The following is an 18,710-nucleotide window of genomic DNA, read 5'->3' as shown; positions in this document are numbered from 1 at the left end:
CTCTCATCTATTGAGCGCCTGATCGCCTCCCGGAATACTTCGGTGCCCGGGAGGCCGACGCGCACGTGTGCGAGTCCGCCCCCGGCCGGGTGAACGGGGAATTCACCCGGTACCTCGTCTCCAGGGGGAGAACTTGCGCGCACAAGTGAAAAGAGCGGCTGCGGCCACCGTGGCAACGGCCGCGGCAGTCGCCCTCGCAGCGGGTATGACCAGCCCCGCGTCGGCGAAGCCCGCCCGCACCTCCGCGGGCGCCTCCGCGCTCACCGCCCGGCACCACGTCACCCTGATCACCGGTGACCGCGTCGCCCTCGACGCCAAGGGCCGGGTCGTCGGCCTGGAGCGGGCCAAGGGCCGCGAGCACATACCCTTCCAGGTCCGCAAGGCGGCCGGACACACCCTGGTGATCCCCGCGGACGCGGGCCGCCTGGTGGCCTCCGGCACGCTGGACCAGCGCCTCTTCGACGTCACCGAGCTGAACAAGGCCGCCACCCGCAAGGCCCAGAAGAACGGCCTGAAGGTCATCGTCGGCTACCGCGGCACCGCGGGCGCCGCCAAGGCCGGGGTCCGCGACGCGGGCACCCTGCGCCGCAGCCTGACCGCGCTCAACGCGGACGCCGTGCAGACCCCGGCCGAGGACACCGCCGGGCTGTGGGACGCCGTGACCAACGACGGCAGGACCGCCTCCGGCATCGCGCACGTCTGGCTCGACGGCGTCCGCGAGGCCAGCCTCGACAAGTCCGTACCGCAGATCGGCGCCCCCACCGCCTGGAAGGCCGGTTACACCGGCAAGGGCGTCAAGGTCGCCGTCCTCGACACCGGCGTGGCCACCGATCACGCGGACCTGAAGAACCAGGTGATCGCCTCCCGGAACTTCACCCCCGCCGCCGACGCCGTCGACCGCTTCGGCCACGGCACGCACGTCGCCTCCATCGTGGCGGGCACCGGCGCCAAGTCGGGCGGCAAGTACAAGGGAGTGGCCCCGGACGCCAAGCTCCTCAACGGCAAGGTCCTGGACGACAGCGGCTTCGGCGACGACTCCGGCATCCTCGCCGGCATGGAGTGGGCGGCCGGCCAGGGCGCCGATGTCGTCAACCTCAGCCTCGGCGGCTACGACACCCCCGGCATCGACCCGCTCGAGGCCGAGGTCAACAAGCTCTCTGCCGAGAAGGGCATCCTGTTCGCGATCGCCGCGGGCAACGACGGCCCCCAGTCGGTCGGTTCGCCGGGCAGCGCGGACGCCGCGCTCACCGTCGGCGCCGTCGACGACAAGGACACGCTGGCGGACTTCTCCTCCACCGGCCCGCGCGCCGGCGACGGCGCCGTCAAGCCGGACGTCACCGCGCCGGGCGTCGACATCACCGCCGCCGCAGCCGCCGGCAGCGTCATCGGCGAGGAGGTCGGCGAGAAGCCCGAGGGCTACCTCACGATCTCCGGCACCTCGATGGCCACCCCGCACGTCGCGGGCGCCGCGGCCATCCTGAAGCAGCGGCACCCCGACTGGGGCTACGCCGAGCTGAAGGGCGCCCTGACCGGCTCCGCCAAGGGCGGCAAGTACACCCCCTTCGAGCAGGGCTCGGGCCGTATCCAGGTCGACAAGGCCATCGGCCAGTCGGTCGTCGCCGACCCGGTCTCGCTGAACTTCGGTGTGCAGCAGTGGCCGCACACCGACGACACACCGGTCACCAAGAAGCTGACGTACCGCAACCTCGGTGACAAGGACGTCACGCTCAGCCTGGCGAGCACCGCCACCGGCCCCAAGGGCGCGGCGGCCCCGGCCGGCTTCTTCAAGCTCGGCGCGGACCAGGTCACCGTCCCGGCGCACGGCACGGCCGCGGTCGACCTCACCGTGAACACCAGGCTCGGCGGCACCGTCGACGGCGCCTACTCCGCGTACGTCACGGCGACGGGCGAAGGCCAGAGCGTCCGCACGGCCGCCGCGGTGCACCGCGAGGTGGAGTCCTACGACGTCACGCTGAAGTTCATCGGCCGTGACGGCAAACCGGCCCCGTACTACGACGCCGGCCTCACCGGCGTGACGGGCCTGGCCACCGGCACCTCGGTGACCCCGTACGACAAGTCCGGCACGGTGAAGGCGCGCGCGCCCAAGGGCACGTACATCCTCGACACCACCGTCTACGGCGACCCGGAGAACTCCGCCAAGGGCACCGACTGGCTCGTGCAGCCGAAGCTGACCGTCGACAAGAAGCAGACGATCACCCTCGACGCGCGCAAGGCCAAGCCGGTGGACATCACCGTCCCCGGCTCGGGCCTGAAGTCCGCGTTCGCCGCGCCGAGCTTCGGCATCACGGTCGGCGACAGCGAGTACGCCTACATGATGTTCCTGGACTCGTACAAGAACTTCCGCACCGCTCACCTCGGCCCGCAGCCGCCCGCCGGCTCGCTGACCCAGCAGTGGGACGGCCACTGGACCAAGGGCGCGACCGAGGAGTACGCCGTCACCTCCGGCGGCCCGGTCAAGCAGCTCGCCACCGGCTACACCCGGCACTACAAGGCCGGCGAACTCGCCACGGTGAAGGTCCGGATGGGCGCGGCTGCCCGCGGCAAGACGGGCACCGTCGACGCCCTCGGCTGGCTGCCCGGCGGCTCCGGCGCCTCCTCCATCAGCGTCCCGCAGAAGCTGCCCGGCACCCGCACCCTGCACCTGTCCACCACGGGCGGTGTGCGCTGGGGCCTGGAATTCGGCCAGCTCGGCGGGGACGAGTACGACGCCGGCTACTCGCTCGGCGAGTTCACCTTCAAGGGCGGCAAGACCTACACCAAGACGGTCAACACCGCCGTCTTCGGCCCGCACCTGACCAAGGACACGGGCCTGTTCCGGGAGGGTGACGAGATCTTCGGCGCGCTGCCGCTGTTCGCCGACTCGGCCGGGCACGCCGGGTACTCGGAGTTCGACGCGGTGAGCACCACGCTGTACCGCAACGGCACCAAGATCGGCAGCAACAAGGACCCGCTGTTCGGCGGCGAGACCTTCAAGGTCCCGGCCGGTGACGCGGCGTACAGGCTGACCACCTCGGTCAAGCGCAAGGCGACGGTGTCCGAGGCATCCACCCGGATCGACGCGGCCTGGACCTTCCGCTCCAAGAAGCCGTCCGGCGACATGGTCCAGCTGCCTGCCTCCACCTTGCGCTTCGGTGCCACCACCGGCCTGGACAGCCGGGTCGCGGCGGGCAAGAAGGCCACCTTCCCGGTCACCGTGGAGGGCGCCGCCGCCGGCCGCAACCTGAAGTCCCTCGCCGTCTACGTCTCCTACGACGGCAAGAACTTCAAGAAGACCGAGGTCAGGAACGGCAAGATCACCGTGAAGAACCCGGCGAAGAACAAGGCGGTCTCGTTCCGCGCCAAGATCACCGACAAGAAGGGCAACACGTCGGAGATCACGATCTACAACGCGTACTTCGGCAAGTGATCCCTCGCTAGCCGACCGTCCGCACGAGCGGCCCGCGGCGGGTACCCACCCGCCGCGGGCCGCTCGCCCGTTTCCGGGCTACGCCGAGGGAACCGCCCGGGTGGCGTCCGCGCCCCAGCTGGCCAGCAGGCGCAGGGACTCGGCGGTGGGGGAGTCCGGCTCGGCGTGATAGGTGACCAGGGACTGCTCCGAGCCGTCCGTCAGACGGAAGCTCTCGAAGTGCAGCGCGAGGTCGCCCACCAAGGGGTGGTGCAGGTGCTTGACGCCATGGCTCTTCTCCTTGACGTCGTGCGTGGCCCACAGCCGGCGGAACTCCTCGCTCTTCACCGACAACTCGCCCACCAGCGCCGACAGCTTCGGATCGTCCGGATGGCAGCCCGCGTCCATGCGCAGGGCGCACACGATGTCGATCGCCTTCTGCTCCCAGTCGACGAACAGCTCCCGGTACTCCGGGCGCAGGAACACCAGCCGGGCCCAGTTCCGCTCGGCCGGCGGCACCTCGCCCCAGTCGCCGAAGAGGGCCGCCGCCATCCGGTTCCAGGCGAGGATCTCCGAGCGCCGGCCCACGATGTACGCCGGCACGGACTCCATGGTCCCCAGCAGCTGCCGCAGCGCCGGGCGCACCTGCTGCTGGCGCGCCCCCTGCTTCTTCTTCAGCGCCTTCGGCTTGGCCAGGTGCGTCAGATGGGCGTGCTCGGCGTCCGTCAGCCGCAGGGCCCGCGCGATCGCGTCCAGCACCTCCGCGGACACGTTCCGTCCGTTGCCCTGTTCGAGCCGGGTGTAGTACGCCACCGACACCCCGGCCAGCTGTGCCAGCTCCTCCCGGCGCAGCCCCGGCACCCGGCGGTGCCGTCCGAAGCCGGAGAGCCCCACGTCCTCGGGCTTCAGCCGGGCCCGCCGGCTGCGCAGGAACTCGCTCAGCTCCGCCCGCCGGTCCAGGGCCCGGCCCGTGGTGGCTGTGGTGTCCGGCTGCTCGTCCCTGCTGTCCATACGTCCAGTATTCCTGGTCGTATGCCGGCGAGCCTGACCTCGCTGGTGGTACGCACAGCGGTCGTACGCAAAGGCGTGGTCTGGGTAGGCCGCCCGGCGTGCGGCAGGCTGGACGCCGTGCCCGGCACCAGGACCCGGGCGCGCGAACGACCGCTAGGAGAACCCCGGCATGACCACTGTTGCCGCATACGCCGCGCCCGCCGCGAAGGCTCCGCTGGAGCGCACGACCATCGAGCGACGCGCGGTCGGCGAGTCCGACGTCCTGATCGACATCAAGTTCGCCGGTATCTGCCACTCCGACATCCACCAGGCCCGGGAGGGCTGGGGCGAGGCGATCTTCCCGATGGTCCCCGGCCACGAGATCGCCGGCGTCGTGTCGGAGGTCGGCCCCGGCGTGACGAAGTTCAAGGTCGGCGACCGGGTGGGCGTCGGCTGCCTGGTCGACTCCTGCCGCGAGTGCGAGAACTGCCGGGCCGGGCAGGAGCAGTACTGCCTGAACGGCGGCTTCGGCTCCACGTACAACGCCATCGGCCGGGACGGCACGCCCAACCACGGCGGCTACTCGGAGAAGATCGTCGTCGACGAGAACTTCGTCGTCCGCATCCCCGACGGGCTGTCCCTGGACGTGGCCGCGCCGCTGCTGTGCGCCGGCATCACCACGTACTCCCCGCTGAAGCGCTGGAACGCCGGCCCCGGCAAGAAGGTCGCGATCCTCGGCATGGGCGGCCTCGGCCACATGGGCGTGAAGATCGCGCACGCGCTCGGCGCCGAGGTGACCGTGCTGTCGCAGTCCCTGCGCAAGAAGGACGACGGCCTCAAGCTGGGCGCCGACCACTACTACGCCACCAGCGACCCGAAGACCTTCGAGGAGCTGCGGGGCTCGTTCGACCTGATCCTGTCCACGGTGTCGGCCCCGCTGGACTTCAACGCCTACCTGTCGCTGCTGAAGACGGAGGGCGCGCTGGTGAACGTGGGCGCCCCCGAGGAGCCGGTCTCGCTCAACCTCTTCTCGGTGATCGGCGGCGGCAAGACCCTCGCGGGCTCCATGATCGGCGGCATCCGCGAGACCCAGGAGATGCTGGACTTCTGCGCGGGGCACGGGATCGGCGCCGAGATAGAGCTGATCGCCGCGTCCGAGGTCAACGAGGCGTACGAGCGGGTGCTGGCCAGTGACGTCCGCTACCGCTTCGTGATCGACACCGCCACGATCTGACCTGCGGTCCGCTTGGCCGTCGTCCTCGCCGGCCGTAGTCCTTGCCGGGCTACGGCCGGCGGCGGGTCGGCTGCCGGGGGTTGTCTGTCGGCTGCGGGTTCGTCGTGGTTGCTCGCGCAGTTCCCCGCGCCCCTTTGGGGGCGCTGGCCTTCGGCCTGCTGGGGGTTGTCTGCCGGCCGCGGGTTTGTCGTGGCTGGTCGCGCAGTTCCCCGCGCCCCTTACGGGGCGCTGCCCTTCCCTCTACTGGAGGGCGAAGCTCTCCCCGGGGCTGTACGGCCGTACCGTCACGCTTCCGTCCGGGGCGGGACGCACCACGTGTACCCGGCCGGCACCGGACACCCGGGCCTCGCCGTCATGGACGCCGAGCAGCGTGTTCTCGTCCACGGCGACCCCGTACGGCGCCTGCCGCCGCCCGACCGCCGCGACCAGCCGGGCCAGCGTCCCCCACTGGGCGGCGTGTACGTCCACCGCGAACGGCACCAGTCCGAGCCCCGCCCGGACCTCGACCTCCGCCAGATCCTCCCCGGTCTCCTCCGGGCATACCGGCGCCCCGTCCACCAGCCAGCCGCCGACCACGGCCCGCCGCGCGGCCACGGCGGCACCGGCGGAGAATCCCGCGTACGGCAGCCCGCGCTCGGCCAGCAGCCCCGGCAGCCGCTCCAGGCACTCCGCGAGCGCCTCCTGGTACGCGGGCGTGAGCCCCCCGCACACCAGCAGCCCGTCGATCCCGTCCAGCGCGGACTCCGGCGCGAACCGGCCGCCCAGCGGTATGAGCAGCGGCACCGGCACGCACGCAGGCCCGGCCTTCCCGAGCGCCTCCGCGTACCGCGCGAACTGCGCCGCCCCGTCCCCCTCGTCGACGATCAGACACCCGATCCGCCGCGCGCCGCGCGCCCGGCGCAGGAACGGTTCGTACACCTCGGCGCGGTCCCAGCCGCCACCGATCAGAAACACCGGACTGCCCATGCCCTCCCCTTCAACAGACACAAGGGGCGAATGTACGGGCCGCGAGCCGGGGCCGTCGCCCGATTTACCGCTCCCGGCCGGCGACCGGTGCGGGGCGGGAGCCGTCAGCTCCCGGTGCGGGCGATGCCGACCGGGCAGGACACGCCGGTGCCGCCCAGGCCGCAGTAGCCCGCCGGGTTCTTGTCCAGGTACTGCTGGTGGTACGCCTCGGCCGGATAGAAGGCGCGGCCCTCGGCCGGGAGGATCTCCGTGGTGATCATGCCGTAGCCGGAGGAGGTCAGGACCTTCTGGTAGGCGTCGCGGGAGGCCTCCGCCGCTGCGGCCTGCTCCGGGGTGTGCGTGTAGATCGCCGAACGGTACTGCGTACCGACGTCATTGCCCTGCCGGAAGCCCTGCGTCGGGTCGTGCGACTCCCAGAACGTCTTCAGCAGGCCGTCGTACGAGATCTGCCGCGGGTCGTAGACCACCCGGACCGCCTCCGTGTGACCGGTCAGGCCCGAGCAGACCTCCTCGTACGTCGGGTTCTCCGTGTAACCGCCCTGGTATCCGACCAGGGTCGTGAACACGCCCGCCGGGAGCTGCCAGAACTTGCGCTCGGCGCCCCAGAAGCAGCCCAGGCCGAAGTCGGCGATCTCCAGGCCCTCGGGGTAGGGGCCGAGCAGCGGCGTGCCGAGCACGGTGTGGCGTTCCGGGACCGCGAAGGCGAGCGCGGGGCGGCCCTTGAGCGCCTGCTCGGGGGTGGGCAGCTGGGGTGTGCGGCCGAAGAGCATCGGGTCTCCCTGTCGGTCGGGGCTGGGCGCCGGCCGCCTCGGCGGCGCCGGCACCCGTACAACGTCCCTCACACCTCGCGCATTCCGGTCAGACTCCCGCCGCGGCCGATTCCTCCGCCAGCTGGACCGCCGTGTTGCGGACCCGGCAGTAGTAGTCGGCCATGTCGCCGCGGTAGCGCCACGGCAGCGCGTTCACATGCCCGTCGACCAGCCGGAACTGCTCCAGCGCCGCCTCGTTGCGGCCCTGGAGGTGCAGGTAGTACGCCAGCAGGTGACGCAGTTCCGGCAGCCGCGGGTGGGACGGGTCGGCCGCCGCCGCGTCCGCGAGCGCCGCCTCGACCCGGGCCCGCATCTCCGGCGTGTTGTCGGCCTCGGTGTCGTCCGACTCGTCGTGCTCGAAGTGCGCGATCAGCGGCAGCGCGGTCAGCAGGCCGCCCAGCGGCGCGCCGGCCGCCGCCCGCTCGGCGAACTCGCGGGCCAGCCGCTCGGAGCCGCGCCACTTCGCGCACCAGTACTGCAGCGCCGAGAAGTGCGCCTCGTAGTGGTGCGGGGCACGCGAGGTGATCTCCGTCCACAGCTCGTCCATCCGCGCGTTCGGGTAGCCGAGGCCCAGCGCCACCCAGATCTCCGCGACGAACGGGGTCGGGTCGTCGGGGTTCAGCGCCGCCGCCCGCGCGATCTCCTCGCGCGCGGAGACCAGCGTGCGGTGGAAGCCCTCGGCCTGCTCCTGGGTCGTGTACTTCGCCGTCTTCGCGCCCCTGATCTTCCAGGCCAGGATCACCGTGCTGCGCGCGCGGACCACGGCCGCGTCGGGGTCGTCGGGCCGGGCCGCCTCCCAGGCCAGCAGCCACGCGTCCTCCTCGGCCGCGCGGTCGGCCAGCAGATAGGCGAGCGCCGAGCGGCGCTCCCAGTCCCGGCCCACCGCCGCGAGCAGGTCGGCGGCGGGCCGCCAGTCACCGCCGCGCACGGCGGCCAGCGCGGCCGTCCACGGCTCCGGCAGCGGCGCGGCGAGGTCGGTGTCCTGCCGCTCGGCGGGCAGCAGACCGAGCTTCGCGGCGGCCTCGGCGGCCTGCGCTGCCTCGGCGTCGGTGTCCCCGTCGTCGTCGGGGCTCGGCGAGAAGAGTTCCTTCAGGAACACCCAGAGCAGCCACAGCAGGAAGATCGCCGTGGGGACGGCCAGGGTCCCGAGGATCCAGAAGAGGACGGTCATGCGGGTCGGTCCGTTCGTGTCGAAAGGGGCTTGCGGGGCCGGTGGGTCCGGCGAGACCGGCGGGCCGTGGGGGTGTGGTGGGTCCGGCGGGTCGTGCAGGGCAGGTGGGCCTTGTGGTCCTGCCGGGTCTGGTGACGGGCCACGCGGGTCTGGCGGGCGGTGCGGGCCGCGCGGGCCAGGCGGGCGGTGCGGGCCGCGCGGGTCGGGCGGTCAGGCGTTCTGGACCGCCGGCGGCAGCAGCGCGCGCAGCCGGCCGGTGTCGGGGTGGTCGGCGACCGCCGCCTCCAGGGCCGCGTCCAGCTCGGCCTCGGGGCTGTCGTCCCCGGCGCCCGCCTCCCAGCCGGGCAGCCGTACCGCCGCCGGGCCGGTCCAGGAGAACTCCCAGCTCAGCAGCGAACAGGCGCTGAACTCGGCCAGCACCATCGTGCGCAGTGAGCGGAGCAGCGCCGGGCGTACGAACTCGCGGAACGCCCGCCCCTTCGCTGCCGCCGCCTCCTCCGACAGCGGCAGCCGCTCCGCCAGCCGCCACAGCCGGCCGTCGTCGATGACGTCCAGCAGCGCGGGCAGGGAGGCCGGCTGTCCCGTGTACGCGGTCAGCGCCCGGTGCAGCGGGGTCCGCGTGGCGGACAGGCCCGCGGCCATCGAGGCGTTCAGCAGCTCCTCCCAGCCGGCGGCGCGCGGGCAGGCGAGCAGCTCGTCCAGGAGGACGGCGTCCTCCAGCGCGCCCAGGGTGCGCTCCGGGTCGGTCAGCAGCGTCAGCGCCGCGCCCCGGGCCTCGTCGGTGCGACCGTCGGCGGGAAGTGCCTCGATCCGGCGTACCCGGTCGGCGATCGGCGGGTGGGAGTCGTACGGTCCCGTCGGCGTCTCCGGCAGCTCCGCGCGCAGCCCCGCCAGGTCCGGCTCCCGGGCGGTCAGCAGCCGGCCGAAGCCGCCGAAGAACTCGCCGCGCGGCGGCAGCAGCCGGGCGTGCACCCCCAGCGTGGCGTAGGAGTCCAGGTAGAAGTCGTGGGAGGCGGACAGCGCCGGGATCTCGCGCAGCGCCGACGCGGTCGCGTCCCGCCCGGCGATCCGGGCGGCGGTCAGGTCGGCGGCGTACTCCTGGCCGCGCGCGGTGGTCAGGGAGGCACGCAGGTAGAGCTTGCCGTAGGCGGTGTAGATCCGCGCCATCGTCCGGTACGTCGCCCCGACACCGGTGGTGTCGATCTCCTTGGCCTTCCGGCCCTTGGCGACCCGCTTGGCGGAGGCCCGCTCCTGCCGGGCCCGGTCGGCGGCCACCTTGCCGTCCGCCTTGGCGTGGAACTGCCCGATGACCCGGCCGATCTGCACGCGCCCGCGCACCACCAGCGCGGACAGCCGGGTGTCGCCGCCGGTGAAGTGACCGAACTCGTGGGCGAGCACGGAGCGCAGCTGGGCCTCGGTCAGGCCGATCAGCAGCGGTACGCCGAGCGTGAGGCGGCGCGGGCCGGGCAGCAGGCCGAGCAGCCGCGGCTCCTCGCTGACCGAGGCGTTGACCTCGCCGGTGAGCAGGATGCGGTCGGGAGCGCGGGTGCCGGCCGCCTCGGCCAGCTCGCGCACCAGCGCCCACAGCCGGGGTTCATCGGCGGCGGTGACCGGGAGGCCGGGCGGGTCCTCGCCCTTCGGGGTGCGCAGCATCAGCATGCCCCGGACCACGGGGATGGCCAGCAGCACGGTGACGAAGCCGACCTTCGCCGTGAGCGCGCCGTGTCCCCAGCTGAAGACGAGGACGTCGACGCCGGCCAGCGCGGCGAGCAGGACGAGGCTCAGCGCGTAGAAGCCGAGCAGCAGAACGAGAGCGCGCAGTGCGCGCAGCGTTGCGCCCATCGGGCAGATCCCCCCACAGGACCCCGGAAAAGGGACATGACGAAGCGGTGAAAAAGGACAGGAAGGTCGCACCGGGCCGATGGCCGGCCGGTACCGGTGGTGCCGGTGGCGCCACTGGCGCCGACGGTGCTGGTGGTGCTGGTGGTGTTTTTGAGGGTGGTGCTGCTGTGTGGGGGGAAGCGGAGTATGCCTTACCGCAGGTCAGGAGGGCAATGTGAGCGGCGCGTAAAGGGTGGACGCGAGGGGGTACGGCCGCGGGGAAGCGGGGCGACCGCCGGACGACTCAGGGTGGCGACCCGGTGTTCCCCCGCTCGGGCCGGCCCCGTGCCTCCCTGTGCCTCCCCGTGCCTCCTCAGCCGGGTAGGCCCGCCGGGCTGCCGCCGTTGGCCTCGTAGCCCGCGACCGCCAGTGCGCGGTGGAGGGCGAACGCGGCGGCCGGGTCCTCGGACAGCGTCCACGGCAGGGCGCCCACATGGCCGTCGACGTGTATGAGCTGGTCCATGGCCTCCGCCCAGCGCTCCGCGCGGACCAGGAAGAAGACCAGCAGATGCCGGACGTGGGGGAGGGTCGGGTCGTCGTGGGCGGCCGAGTGCACCGCGTGCAGCGCGCCGTGGATCGCCTTGGCGACGACCTCGCTCTGGTAGAAGCTCGCGACCAGGTTCACCTCCGGGAGGTGCTCGAACACCGCGAACAGCGGCAGCGCGGCGAGCGGCGAGCCCTCCGGGGCGCGGGCCGCCGCGCTCTGCGCGAAGGAGTACGCCTGCTCACGGGAGCCGTGCCACTTCTCGCACCAGTAGTGCAGCGCGGCCAGATGCGCGCCCATGTGATACGGCGCCCGGTCGAGGACCTTGCCCCACAGCTGCTCGAACTCAGGGTGGGGATAGGCCAGCCCGCGTGCGACGGACAGCTCTATGACGTACGGCACCGGGTCACCGGGCGCCAGCAGGGCGGCCTCCGCACAGGTCTTGCGGGCCTCCTCCATGATGATCCGGAACTCGTCCGTGCCCGGCGTCGCCGTCCGCCATGCCTGCTGCACCAGGAACTCCGCGTGCACGGCGGCACCGCCCGCGTCCTTGGGCTGCTCGGCCCGCCACACCCGCAGCCACTGGCCGCCCGGCGTCTCGTGCACCCCGCCCGGCCGCTGCCGTAGCTCCAGCGAGGCGGCGCCGGCGAAGGCCTGCACCCGCTGCCAGCGCAGCTCGCCCTCGGCCTCGGTGCCGGCCAGCAACTGGGCGGCCGCCCGGTAGTCCTGCGTGCGCTGCACCAGCTCCAGGGTCCGCAGCAGATCCTCGTCCGGACCGGGCAGGCGCACGTCCAGTTCTTCCTCGCGCAGGAAGCCGTAGGCCGCCGGGTCGGCGGCGTCCGGGTGTCCCGCCGGAACGCGCTGGATCCCGCCGCGCCCGCGCCGCAGCACCAGGAGCAGGACGAGGCTCAGCATGAGCAGCGCCATCAGCAGCCAGAGAATCGCCATGTCTCAAGCGAACCAGACCCCGCCGACAATTGGCCAACCCCGCCGCGAGCCTGTGGAAAACTCTCGATCAGAGCATGACAGCAACTCCGATCACAGCGTGACAGCAGCATTGCAGAACCTGGCGAACTCCTCTCGCCGGGCGCCAGGAACCGGCCGGGCGCATTACGCTCGATGCACATGAGCGACAGGCACATCAGCGACCACTTCGAGACCCTCGCAATCCACGCGGGCAACACCGCCGACCCCCTCACCGGCGCGGTCGTCCCGCCGATCTACCAGGTGTCGACCTACAAGCAGGACGGCGTCGGCGGGCTGCGCGGCGGCTACGAGTACAGCCGCAGCGCCAACCCGACCCGGACCGCGCTGGAGGAGAACCTCGCCGCGCTGGACGGCGGTCGCCGCGGCCTCGCCTTCGCCTCCGGCCTGGCGGCCGAGGACACGCTGCTGCGTACGCTCCTCGGCCCCGGTGACCACGTGGTGATCCCGGACGACGCCTACGGCGGCACCTTCCGGCTGTTCGCCAAGGTGGCCACCCGCTGGGGCGTGGAGTGGTCCGTCGCCGACACCGCCGACCCGGCCGCCGTACGGGCCGCGATCACCCCGAAGACGAAGGCCGTCTGGGTGGAGACCCCCTCCAACCCGCTGCTCGGCATCACCGACATCGCCGCCGTCGCCCAGGTCGCCCACGACGCGGGCGCGAAGCTCGTCGTCGACAACACCTTCGCCACCCCCTACCTCCAGCAGCCGCTGGCGCTCGGCGCGGACGTCGTCGTGTACTCGCTCACGAAGTACATGGGCGGCCACTCGGACGTGGTCGGCGGTGCGCTGGTCGTCGCCGACCAGGCGCTGGGCGAGGAGCTGGCCTACCACCAGAACGCGATGGGCGCCGTGGCCGGCCCCTTCGACTCCTGGCTGGTGCTGCGCGGCACCAAGACCCTCGCGGTGCGCATGGACCGGCACGGCGAGAACGCCACGAAGGTCGCCGACATGCTGACCCGGCACCCGCGCGTGACGCAGGTGTACTACCCGGGCCTGCCCGACCACCCCGGCCACGAGGTCGCCGCCAAGCAGATGAGGTCGTTCGGCGGCATGGTGTCGTTCCGCGTCGCGGGCGGCGAGGAGGCCGCGCTGGAGGTGTGCGCCCGTACCAAGGTGTTCACCCTCGGCGAGTCCCTCGGCGGTGTCGAGTCCCTGATCGAGCACCCCGGCCGGATGACCCACGCCTCCGTGGCCGGCTCCCAGCTTGAGGTCCCCGCCGACCTGGTGCGTCTGTCCGTCGGCATCGAGAACGTCGAGGACCTGCTGGAGGACCTCAAGCAGGCCCTCGGCTAGTCACCGGGGTCACCAGCCGGTGACCGGTGGAGTCGTCCGCGGGGGCGGCTCCGCCCAGGGGCGGGCATGCGCCGCCCACACGGTGAACGCGAGGACCGCCGCGCACACCAGCAGCCACAGCGCCCGGCGCGCGAGCCGCCTGCGCCGCAGCAGACGGTCCCCGCGGAGCACCGCTTCCGCGTACAGCTCGGGCGGCACCGGCGCCCCGCCCCGCTCCATGACCGCGCGCACGGCGGCCTCCCGCTCCGCCCGCCTCACCGGGACCTCCGGCCCCGGCCGGGCGGCGACGACGTTGACACCACACCGTCGGCCGGTCCGGGCGACGGTACGGCACCGTGTGCGGCCCCGGGTGGTACGGCACCGTGCGCGGGTCTGGGAGGCAGGGCACCCTTCGCGGGTCTGGACGGCGACGTGGCTCTGGGCGCGGGTCCGGGCGGCGGTAGGGCATCGTCGGCCCGGCCGGACGGCCGTACGGCACCGTCCACGGTTTCGGGTGGCAGCACCGCACCGACCACCGGCCCGGGCGGCAGCACGGCCGCGCCGCCCCTGGGCCTTCCCGCGCCCGGGCACGCGCGCCTGGGGCAGCGGTGCGTCGAGGGGCTGCGCGACCGCATCCAGCAGCCCGGGCACGCGCGCGTGGGGCGGCGATGAGCCCGCTCCGCCGCGCCTCGCACGCCCCGCGCGACGGCGCGTTCCCCCACCGGCCCCAAGGGGCACCCACATGCCCGTCCGTTCCCTGCGGACCGGCCGGGCAGGCGGTGGCGGCCGGTTCCGGCGGAGCCGGTCATGACGGGGCCAGTCATGACGGAGCCGGTCATGACGAGGCCGCCTTCGTGGCCGCCCGGCCCGCCGAGGCAGGCCGAGCGGGGTGCAGCACGGTCGCCGTCGCGCGGTCGCAGATGGCGTGGACGCGTTCCGCCGGCAGACCGAGCAGCGCCGCCGTCTGCTCCTCGGTCACTTCCTCGTAGATCCGCAGGACCAGCACCAGCCGCTCTCGCGGGGTGAGTCCGGCGAGCGGCCCGCGCGGACCGGACCGGGCGGGGCCGAAGGCGCCGTGGCGGTGCCAGGTGGTGTGCGCGAAGCGGGTGGCGAGGTACTGGCGGGCACAGTCGTACGGGTCCTCGCCGCGCAGCCCGTCCCAGCGGGCGTAGGTGTGGGCCAGGGCGAGCGTCAGCAGACGCCGCGCGCGCGGGTTGGCGTCCGGCGCCTCCGCGGTGAGCAGCGTGGCCGCGTGCAGCAGGCGTCCCGCCGCGCCCGCCACGAACGCCTCGAACTCCCGGGCCCGGCGCTCACCGCGGGCCGGCTGCCGATCACGCACCGCGCTTCCCCCTGACGGGGCCCGTCCGGACCCGGTCTCATATCAAGCCAGGGGCGGCCCGGGGTCAAGACGTCGGACCCTCCGGGTGCGATGCGCGGCTCAGGAGGCCGAAGGCTGCTCCGCCACCGGAACGCCCTGTACCGCCATCCGCGCGGAGAGCGCGTCATTGAAGCGGGTCAGGAGCGCGCAGAACTGCTCGCGCTCCTCCGGCGCCCAGTCGTGTGTCAGCTCGGCCATGAGCTGACGCCGGGACGAGCGCACCTCCTCCAGCCTGGCGGCGCCGCGCGGCGACAGCTGGAGCACCACCGCCCGCCCGTCCTCCGGGTGCGAGGTGCGCTTGACCAGGCCGGTGTCGACCAGGGGCGCCACCTGCCGGGTGACCGTGGAGGAGTCGATGCCCATGCTCGCCGCGAGCGCCTTGACCCCCATGGGGCCTTCCTTGTCGAGGCGGTTGAGCAGCAGATACGCGGCTCGGTCCATGGAGTTGCGCACCTGGCCCAGGCCGCCGAGCCGCGTCTGCTCGGCACGGCGGGCGAACAGCGCCACCTCGTGCTGAAGGGTGTCGAGAAGACCGGTGTCACCGACGGTCGTCATGTCCATCGACATTCCTGGTGTTGTGGGCATGGCCGGAGGCTCACTTCATGAGGGCTGCTGGGGTTGGGGGACAGGGTACGCGGCCGGGAGCCGGGCCGTACCGGCGCTGGGCGAACCGGTCTCGCAGCTTGGTCACATCCGTCGTGCGCGAATGTGAACTGCGATGCTGGTGATATGAGCTACCGCACGGCCGATTCCTTGCGTTCCGTCACCCTCGACGATGTACGCGGTGCCCGGAAGATGCTGTCGGGCGTGGCCCGGGTGACCGCGCTGGAGGGCAGCCGGTACCTGTCCCGGCTGGTCGGCGCGCCGGTGCACCTGAAGTGCGAGAACCTCCAGCGGACCGGCTCGTTCAAGCTGCGCGGCGCCTATGTGCGGATCGCCGGGCTGCTGCCGGAGGAGCGGGCCGCCGGGGTGGTGGCCGCGAGCGCCGGCAACCACGCGCAGGGCGTGGCGCTGGCCTCCTCGCTGCTGGGCGTGCACGCCACGGTGTTCATGCCGCAGGGCGCGCCGCTGCCGAAGGTGAGCGCGACCCGGGACTACGGCGCCGAGGTGCGCCTGCACGGCCAGGTGGTCGACGAGACGCTGGCCGCCGCCGAGGAATACGCGGCCCGGACCGGCGCGGTGTTCATCCACCCCTTCGACCACCCGGACGTGATCGCCGGTCAGGGCACGGTCGGCCTGGAGATCCTGGAGCAGTGCCCCGAGGTGCGCACGATAGTCGTCGGCATGGGCGGCGGCGGGCTCGCGGCGGGCATCGCGGTGGCGGTGAAGGCGCTGCGGCCGGACGTCCGGATCGTCGGCGTGCAGGCGGAGGGCGCCGCCTGCTACCCGCCCTCGCTGGCCGCCGGGCGCCCGGTGTCGCTGCGGAACCCGGCGACGATGGCCGACGGCATCAGGGTGGGACGGCCCGGCGCGGTGCCGTTCGGGATCGTCGGCGAGCTGGTCGACGAGGTGCGCACGGTCAGCGAGGACGAGCTGTCGGCGGCACTGCTGCTGTGCCTGGAGCGGGCCAAGCTGGTCGTGGAGCCGGCCGGGGCGAGCCCGGTCGCCGCGCTGCTGGCAGCTCCGGAGAGCTTCGAGGGACCGGTCGTGTCGGTGCTCTCCGGCGGCAACGTCGATCCGGTGCTGATGCAGCGCGTGCTGCGGCACGGCATGGCCGCGCAGGGTCGCTACCTGGCCGTACGGCTGCGGCTGACGGACCGGCCGGGCGCCCTCGCCACGCTCCTCGGAGTGCTGTCGGCGGCCGACGCCAACGTCCTCGACGTGAGCCACGTCCGCACCGACCCGCGCCTCGGGCTCACCGAGGCGGAGGTGGAGCTGCACCTGGAGACCAAGGGCCCGGCGCACTGCGCGGAGCTCGGCCGGGCCCTGCGGGACGCCGGCTACCCGGTCATCGCCTGACACCCGGGCGGCCGGCCACGACGGCCGATCACCGACGGCATCACGACGGCCGATCACGACGGCGGCTCTGACGGCCAACCACCCTTTCGGGTGAGGTCTCTTGAGAGTCGCGATACATCGCGTTACGGTATCTCGTGTGGTCGCCGGGCTGCCTGCCTGTACCCGAGCCGGGGGTGCCCGCGCCGGTAAGGGAAAAGGGGGCGCGCGTCCGGGCGAACACGCCTAGCTTTTGCGAAGAGTCCGTCCCGAAAATCCCCGACGAGGTGGAGACACACATGCCAGGGGCCATCTATGCCGAGGGCCTGGTGAAGACCTTCGGCGACGTAAGGGCGCTGGACGGCGTCGACCTGGACGTGCCCGAGGGCACCGTCCTCGGCCTGCTCGGGCCGAACGGCGCCGGGAAGACGACGACGGTCCGCTGCCTGACGACACTGCTGCGTCCCGACAGCGGCAAGGCGGTCGTCGCGGGCGTGGACGTGCTGCGCCACCCCGACACCGTGCGCCGCTCCATAGGCCTGTCCGGCCAGTTCGCGGCGGTGGACGAGTACCTGACCGGCCGGGAGAACCTGCAGATGGTCGGTCAGCTGTACCAGATGAGGGCGAAGGCGGCCAAGGCCCGCGCGGCGGAGCTGCTGGAGCAGTTCCACCTCGCGGACGCCGCCGACCGCCCCGCCAAGACCTACTCCGGAGGCATGCGCCGCCGGCTGGACCTCGCCGCCGCCCTCGTGGTCTCCCCGCCGGTGATGTTCATGGACGAACCGACGACGGGCCTCGACCCGCGCAACCGCCAGCAGCTGTGGGAGGTCATCAAGCAGCTGGTCTCCGGGGGCACGACCCTGCTGCTCACCACGCAGTACCTGGAGGAGGCCGACCACCTGGCCCATGACATCGCGGTCGTCGACCACGGCCGGGTGATCGCCCAGGGCACCTCCGACCAGCTCAAGGCCCGCACCGGCGGAGAGCGCGTCGAGGTCGTGGTGCAGGACCGCGAGCGGATGGCGACCGCGGCGGAGGTGCTGCGGGGCTTCGGCAAGGGTGAGACCGCGGTCGAGGAGCACACCCGCCGGCTCACGGTGCCCGTCACCGGCGGCGCCAAGCTGCTCGCCGAGATCATCCGCGAGCTGGACATCCGCGGGATCGGGATCGACGACATCGGGCTGCGCCGCCCGACCCTTGACGACGTCTTCCTGTCCCTGACGGGACACGCGGCCCAGGGTGTCGACGAGGACCGGCCGGACGCGCCGGACGAGCGGAAAACCCGCGATGAGCGAAGCGAACGGAACGAACCGAACGGCAAGGAGGCCGTGAAATGAGCGCCGTCACCGAGGCCGCGCCCGCCGCCGCACCCGGCAACGCCGTCGGCCGGTCCGTCAGGGACTCGCTGATCGTCGCCCGGCGCAACCTGATCCGCATGTCCAGAATCCCGGAAATGTTAATTTTCGGGCTGATCCAGCCGATCATGTTCGTGGTGCTGTTCACCTATGTGTTCGGCGGCTCCATGAAGATCGGCGCCAGCACCAGCGCGCTCGACTACAAGAACTTCCTGATGGCCGGCATCTTCGCGCAGACCGTCACCTTCGCCACCGCGGGCTCCGGCGCCGGCATCGCCGACGACATGCACAAGGGGCTCATCGACCGCTTCCGCTCCCTGCCCATGGCGCGCGGCGCGGTGCTGACCGGCCGCACCCTCGCCGACCTGGTGCAGACGGCGCTCACCGTGCTGGTCCTCGCGATCGTCGCCCTGCTGGTCGGCTGGCGGACCGGCTCCGACGGCGGCACGAACCCCGGCCGCGTCCTCGCCGCGTTCGGACTGTTCCTCCTGCTCGGCTACGCCTTCACCTGGATCGGCGCGCTGATCGGCCTGAGCGTGCGCACCCCGGAGGCGGCCACCTCCGGCGGGCTCGTCTGGCTCTTCCCGGTCACCTTCATCTCCAACGCGTTCGTGGACACCGCCAACATGACGCCCTGGCTGCGCCACATAGCCGAGTGGAACCCGTTCAGCGCCACCGTCCAGGCGGCCCGCGTGCTCTTCGCCAACCCCGGGCAGTCCACCTCGGGCGCCTGGCCGATGCAGCACCCGGTGTGGGCCTCGCTGATCTACTCGGTCCTGATCGTCGTCGTCTTCCGCACCCTCGCGGTGCGCAAGTACCGCTCCGCGACCGCCTGACCACCT

15 protein-coding genes are annotated in these 18,710 nt (G+C 72.8%); 6 read left to right on the top strand and 9 right to left on the bottom strand.

Annotation, left to right across the window (positions count from 1 at the left end; genetic code table 11):
* Positions 1–145 precede the first annotated feature (145 nt).
* Positions 146–3,427 carry a S8 family peptidase gene (locus ACSURM_RS14165; protein ID WP_436961087.1) on the top strand — a complete coding sequence of 1,094 codons (3,282 nt, stop codon included), beginning with the start codon at positions 146–148 and terminating at the stop codon, positions 3,425–3,427.
* Between the two features lie 78 nt (positions 3,428–3,505).
* Here the strand turns inward: ACSURM_RS14165 and ACSURM_RS14160 are convergent, their stop codons facing one another.
* Positions 3,506–4,417, bottom strand: a complete 912-nt coding sequence (locus ACSURM_RS14160) for a helix-turn-helix domain-containing protein (protein ID WP_436955340.1) — start codon at positions 4,415–4,417, stop codon at positions 3,506–3,508.
* 169 nt (positions 4,418–4,586) lie between these two features.
* Here ACSURM_RS14160 and ACSURM_RS14155 point away from each other — a divergent pair, with 169 nt between their 5' ends.
* Entirely contained in the window at positions 4,587–5,630 is a 1,044-nt protein-coding gene (locus ACSURM_RS14155; RefSeq protein WP_436955339.1) for an NAD(P)-dependent alcohol dehydrogenase, read from the top strand.
* 240 nt (positions 5,631–5,870) lie between these two features.
* On the opposite strand, the gene ACSURM_RS14150 is transcribed toward ACSURM_RS14155, so the two are convergent.
* The 5 genes from ACSURM_RS14150 to ACSURM_RS14130 all read right to left on the bottom strand — a co-directional run bounded on the left by ACSURM_RS14150 (position 5,871) and on the right by ACSURM_RS14130 (position 11,889).
* A complete protein-coding gene (locus ACSURM_RS14150) occupies positions 5,871–6,596 on the bottom strand; it encodes a Type 1 glutamine amidotransferase-like domain-containing protein (protein WP_436955338.1) in 726 nt (241 codons plus the stop codon).
* Positions 6,597–6,700: 104 nt separating this feature from the next.
* Positions 6,701–7,366, bottom strand: coding sequence for a peptide-methionine (S)-S-oxide reductase MsrA (msrA, locus tag ACSURM_RS14145; protein WP_436955337.1), 666 nt, complete (start codon positions 7,364–7,366; stop codon positions 6,701–6,703).
* Positions 7,367–7,454: 88 nt separating this feature from the next.
* A complete protein-coding gene (locus ACSURM_RS14140; RefSeq protein ID WP_436955336.1) occupies positions 7,455–8,576 on the bottom strand; it encodes a hypothetical protein in 1,122 nt (373 codons plus the stop codon).
* A gap of 210 nt (positions 8,577–8,786) precedes the next feature.
* Positions 8,787–10,418, bottom strand: a complete 1,632-nt coding sequence (locus tag ACSURM_RS14135) for a M48 family metalloprotease (protein WP_436955335.1) — start codon at positions 10,416–10,418, stop codon at positions 8,787–8,789.
* A gap of 352 nt (positions 10,419–10,770) precedes the next feature.
* A complete protein-coding gene (locus ACSURM_RS14130) occupies positions 10,771–11,889 on the bottom strand; it encodes a hypothetical protein (protein WP_436955334.1) in 1,119 nt (372 codons plus the stop codon).
* Positions 11,890–12,066: 177 nt separating this feature from the next.
* Here ACSURM_RS14130 and ACSURM_RS14125 point away from each other — a divergent pair, with 177 nt between their 5' ends.
* Positions 12,067–13,221: a cystathionine gamma-synthase gene (locus ACSURM_RS14125; RefSeq protein WP_189993785.1), complete on the top strand. Its 1,155-nt coding sequence runs from the start codon at positions 12,067–12,069 to the stop codon at positions 13,219–13,221.
* 9 nt (positions 13,222–13,230) lie between these two features.
* Here the strand turns inward: ACSURM_RS14125 and ACSURM_RS14120 are convergent, their stop codons facing one another.
* From ACSURM_RS14120 to ACSURM_RS14110, 3 genes are all read right to left on the bottom strand, one after another.
* Positions 13,231–13,479, bottom strand: coding sequence for a hypothetical protein (locus ACSURM_RS14120; protein ID WP_436955333.1), 249 nt, complete (start codon positions 13,477–13,479; stop codon positions 13,231–13,233).
* A gap of 556 nt (positions 13,480–14,035) precedes the next feature.
* A complete protein-coding gene (locus tag ACSURM_RS14115; protein WP_436955332.1) occupies positions 14,036–14,539 on the bottom strand; it encodes a sigma factor-like helix-turn-helix DNA-binding protein in 504 nt (167 codons plus the stop codon).
* A 99-nt stretch (positions 14,540–14,638) separates the two neighbouring features.
* Positions 14,639–15,145: a MarR family winged helix-turn-helix transcriptional regulator gene (locus ACSURM_RS14110; protein ID WP_436961085.1), complete on the bottom strand. Its 507-nt coding sequence runs from the start codon at positions 15,143–15,145 to the stop codon at positions 14,639–14,641.
* Positions 15,146–15,307: 162 nt separating this feature from the next.
* On the opposite strand from ACSURM_RS14110, the gene ilvA reads away from it, so the two are divergent.
* From ilvA to ACSURM_RS14095, 3 genes are all read left to right on the top strand, one after another.
* On the top strand, positions 15,308–16,537 hold the full coding sequence (ilvA, locus tag ACSURM_RS14105) for a threonine ammonia-lyase (protein ID WP_436955331.1): 1,230 nt from the start codon (positions 15,308–15,310) through the stop codon (positions 16,535–16,537).
* A gap of 275 nt (positions 16,538–16,812) precedes the next feature.
* Positions 16,813–17,850 (top strand): ATP-binding cassette domain-containing protein, encoded by a 1,038-nt coding sequence (locus ACSURM_RS14100; protein WP_436955330.1) that lies wholly within the window; start codon positions 16,813–16,815, stop codon positions 17,848–17,850.
* Positions 17,847–18,704, top strand: a complete 858-nt coding sequence (locus ACSURM_RS14095; RefSeq protein WP_359041026.1) for an ABC transporter permease — start codon at positions 17,847–17,849, stop codon at positions 18,702–18,704. Before ACSURM_RS14100 ends, ACSURM_RS14095 begins: the two co-directional genes overlap by 4 nt.
* The last annotated feature ends 6 nt before the right edge of the window (positions 18,705–18,710 follow it).

It is taken from the genome of Streptomyces sp. SudanB182_2057, from assembly GCF_964272715.1.
GTDB lineage: Bacteria > Actinomycetota > Actinomycetes > Streptomycetales > Streptomycetaceae > Streptomyces > Streptomyces rubradiris.
The sequence above is the reverse complement of the archived record's forward strand: the minus strand, read 5'-3'. Positions and strand labels throughout refer to the sequence as shown.

Excerpts from the sequence above, each read along its gene's own strand:
- ACSURM_RS14160 (WP_436955340.1), bottom strand. The coding sequence starts at position 4,417 with ATGGACAGCAGGGACGAGCAGCCGGACACCACAGCCACCACGGGCCGG.
- ACSURM_RS14155 (WP_436955339.1), top strand. The coding sequence starts at position 4,587 with ATGACCACTGTTGCCGCATACGCCGCGCCCGCCGCGAAGGCTCCGCTG.
- ACSURM_RS14150 (WP_436955338.1), bottom strand. The coding sequence starts at position 6,596 with ATGGGCAGTCCGGTGTTTCTGATCGGTGGCGGCTGGGACCGCGCCGAG.
- msrA (WP_436955337.1), bottom strand. The coding sequence starts at position 7,366 with ATGCTCTTCGGCCGCACACCCCAGCTGCCCACCCCCGAGCAGGCGCTC.
- ACSURM_RS14140 (WP_436955336.1), bottom strand. The coding sequence starts at position 8,576 with ATGACCGTCCTCTTCTGGATCCTCGGGACCCTGGCCGTCCCCACGGCG.
- ACSURM_RS14135 (WP_436955335.1), bottom strand. The coding sequence starts at position 10,418 with ATGGGCGCAACGCTGCGCGCACTGCGCGCTCTCGTTCTGCTGCTCGGC.
- ACSURM_RS14130 (WP_436955334.1), bottom strand. The coding sequence starts at position 11,889 with ATGGCGATTCTCTGGCTGCTGATGGCGCTGCTCATGCTGAGCCTCGTC.
- ACSURM_RS14125 (WP_189993785.1), top strand. The coding sequence starts at position 12,067 with ATGAGCGACAGGCACATCAGCGACCACTTCGAGACCCTCGCAATCCAC.
- ACSURM_RS14110 (WP_436961085.1), bottom strand. The coding sequence starts at position 15,145 with ATGTCGATGGACATGACGACCGTCGGTGACACCGGTCTTCTCGACACC.
- ilvA (WP_436955331.1), top strand. The coding sequence starts at position 15,308 with ATGAGCTACCGCACGGCCGATTCCTTGCGTTCCGTCACCCTCGACGAT.
- ACSURM_RS14100 (WP_436955330.1), top strand. The coding sequence starts at position 16,813 with ATGCCAGGGGCCATCTATGCCGAGGGCCTGGTGAAGACCTTCGGCGAC.
- ACSURM_RS14095 (WP_359041026.1), top strand. The coding sequence starts at position 17,847 with ATGAGCGCCGTCACCGAGGCCGCGCCCGCCGCCGCACCCGGCAACGCC.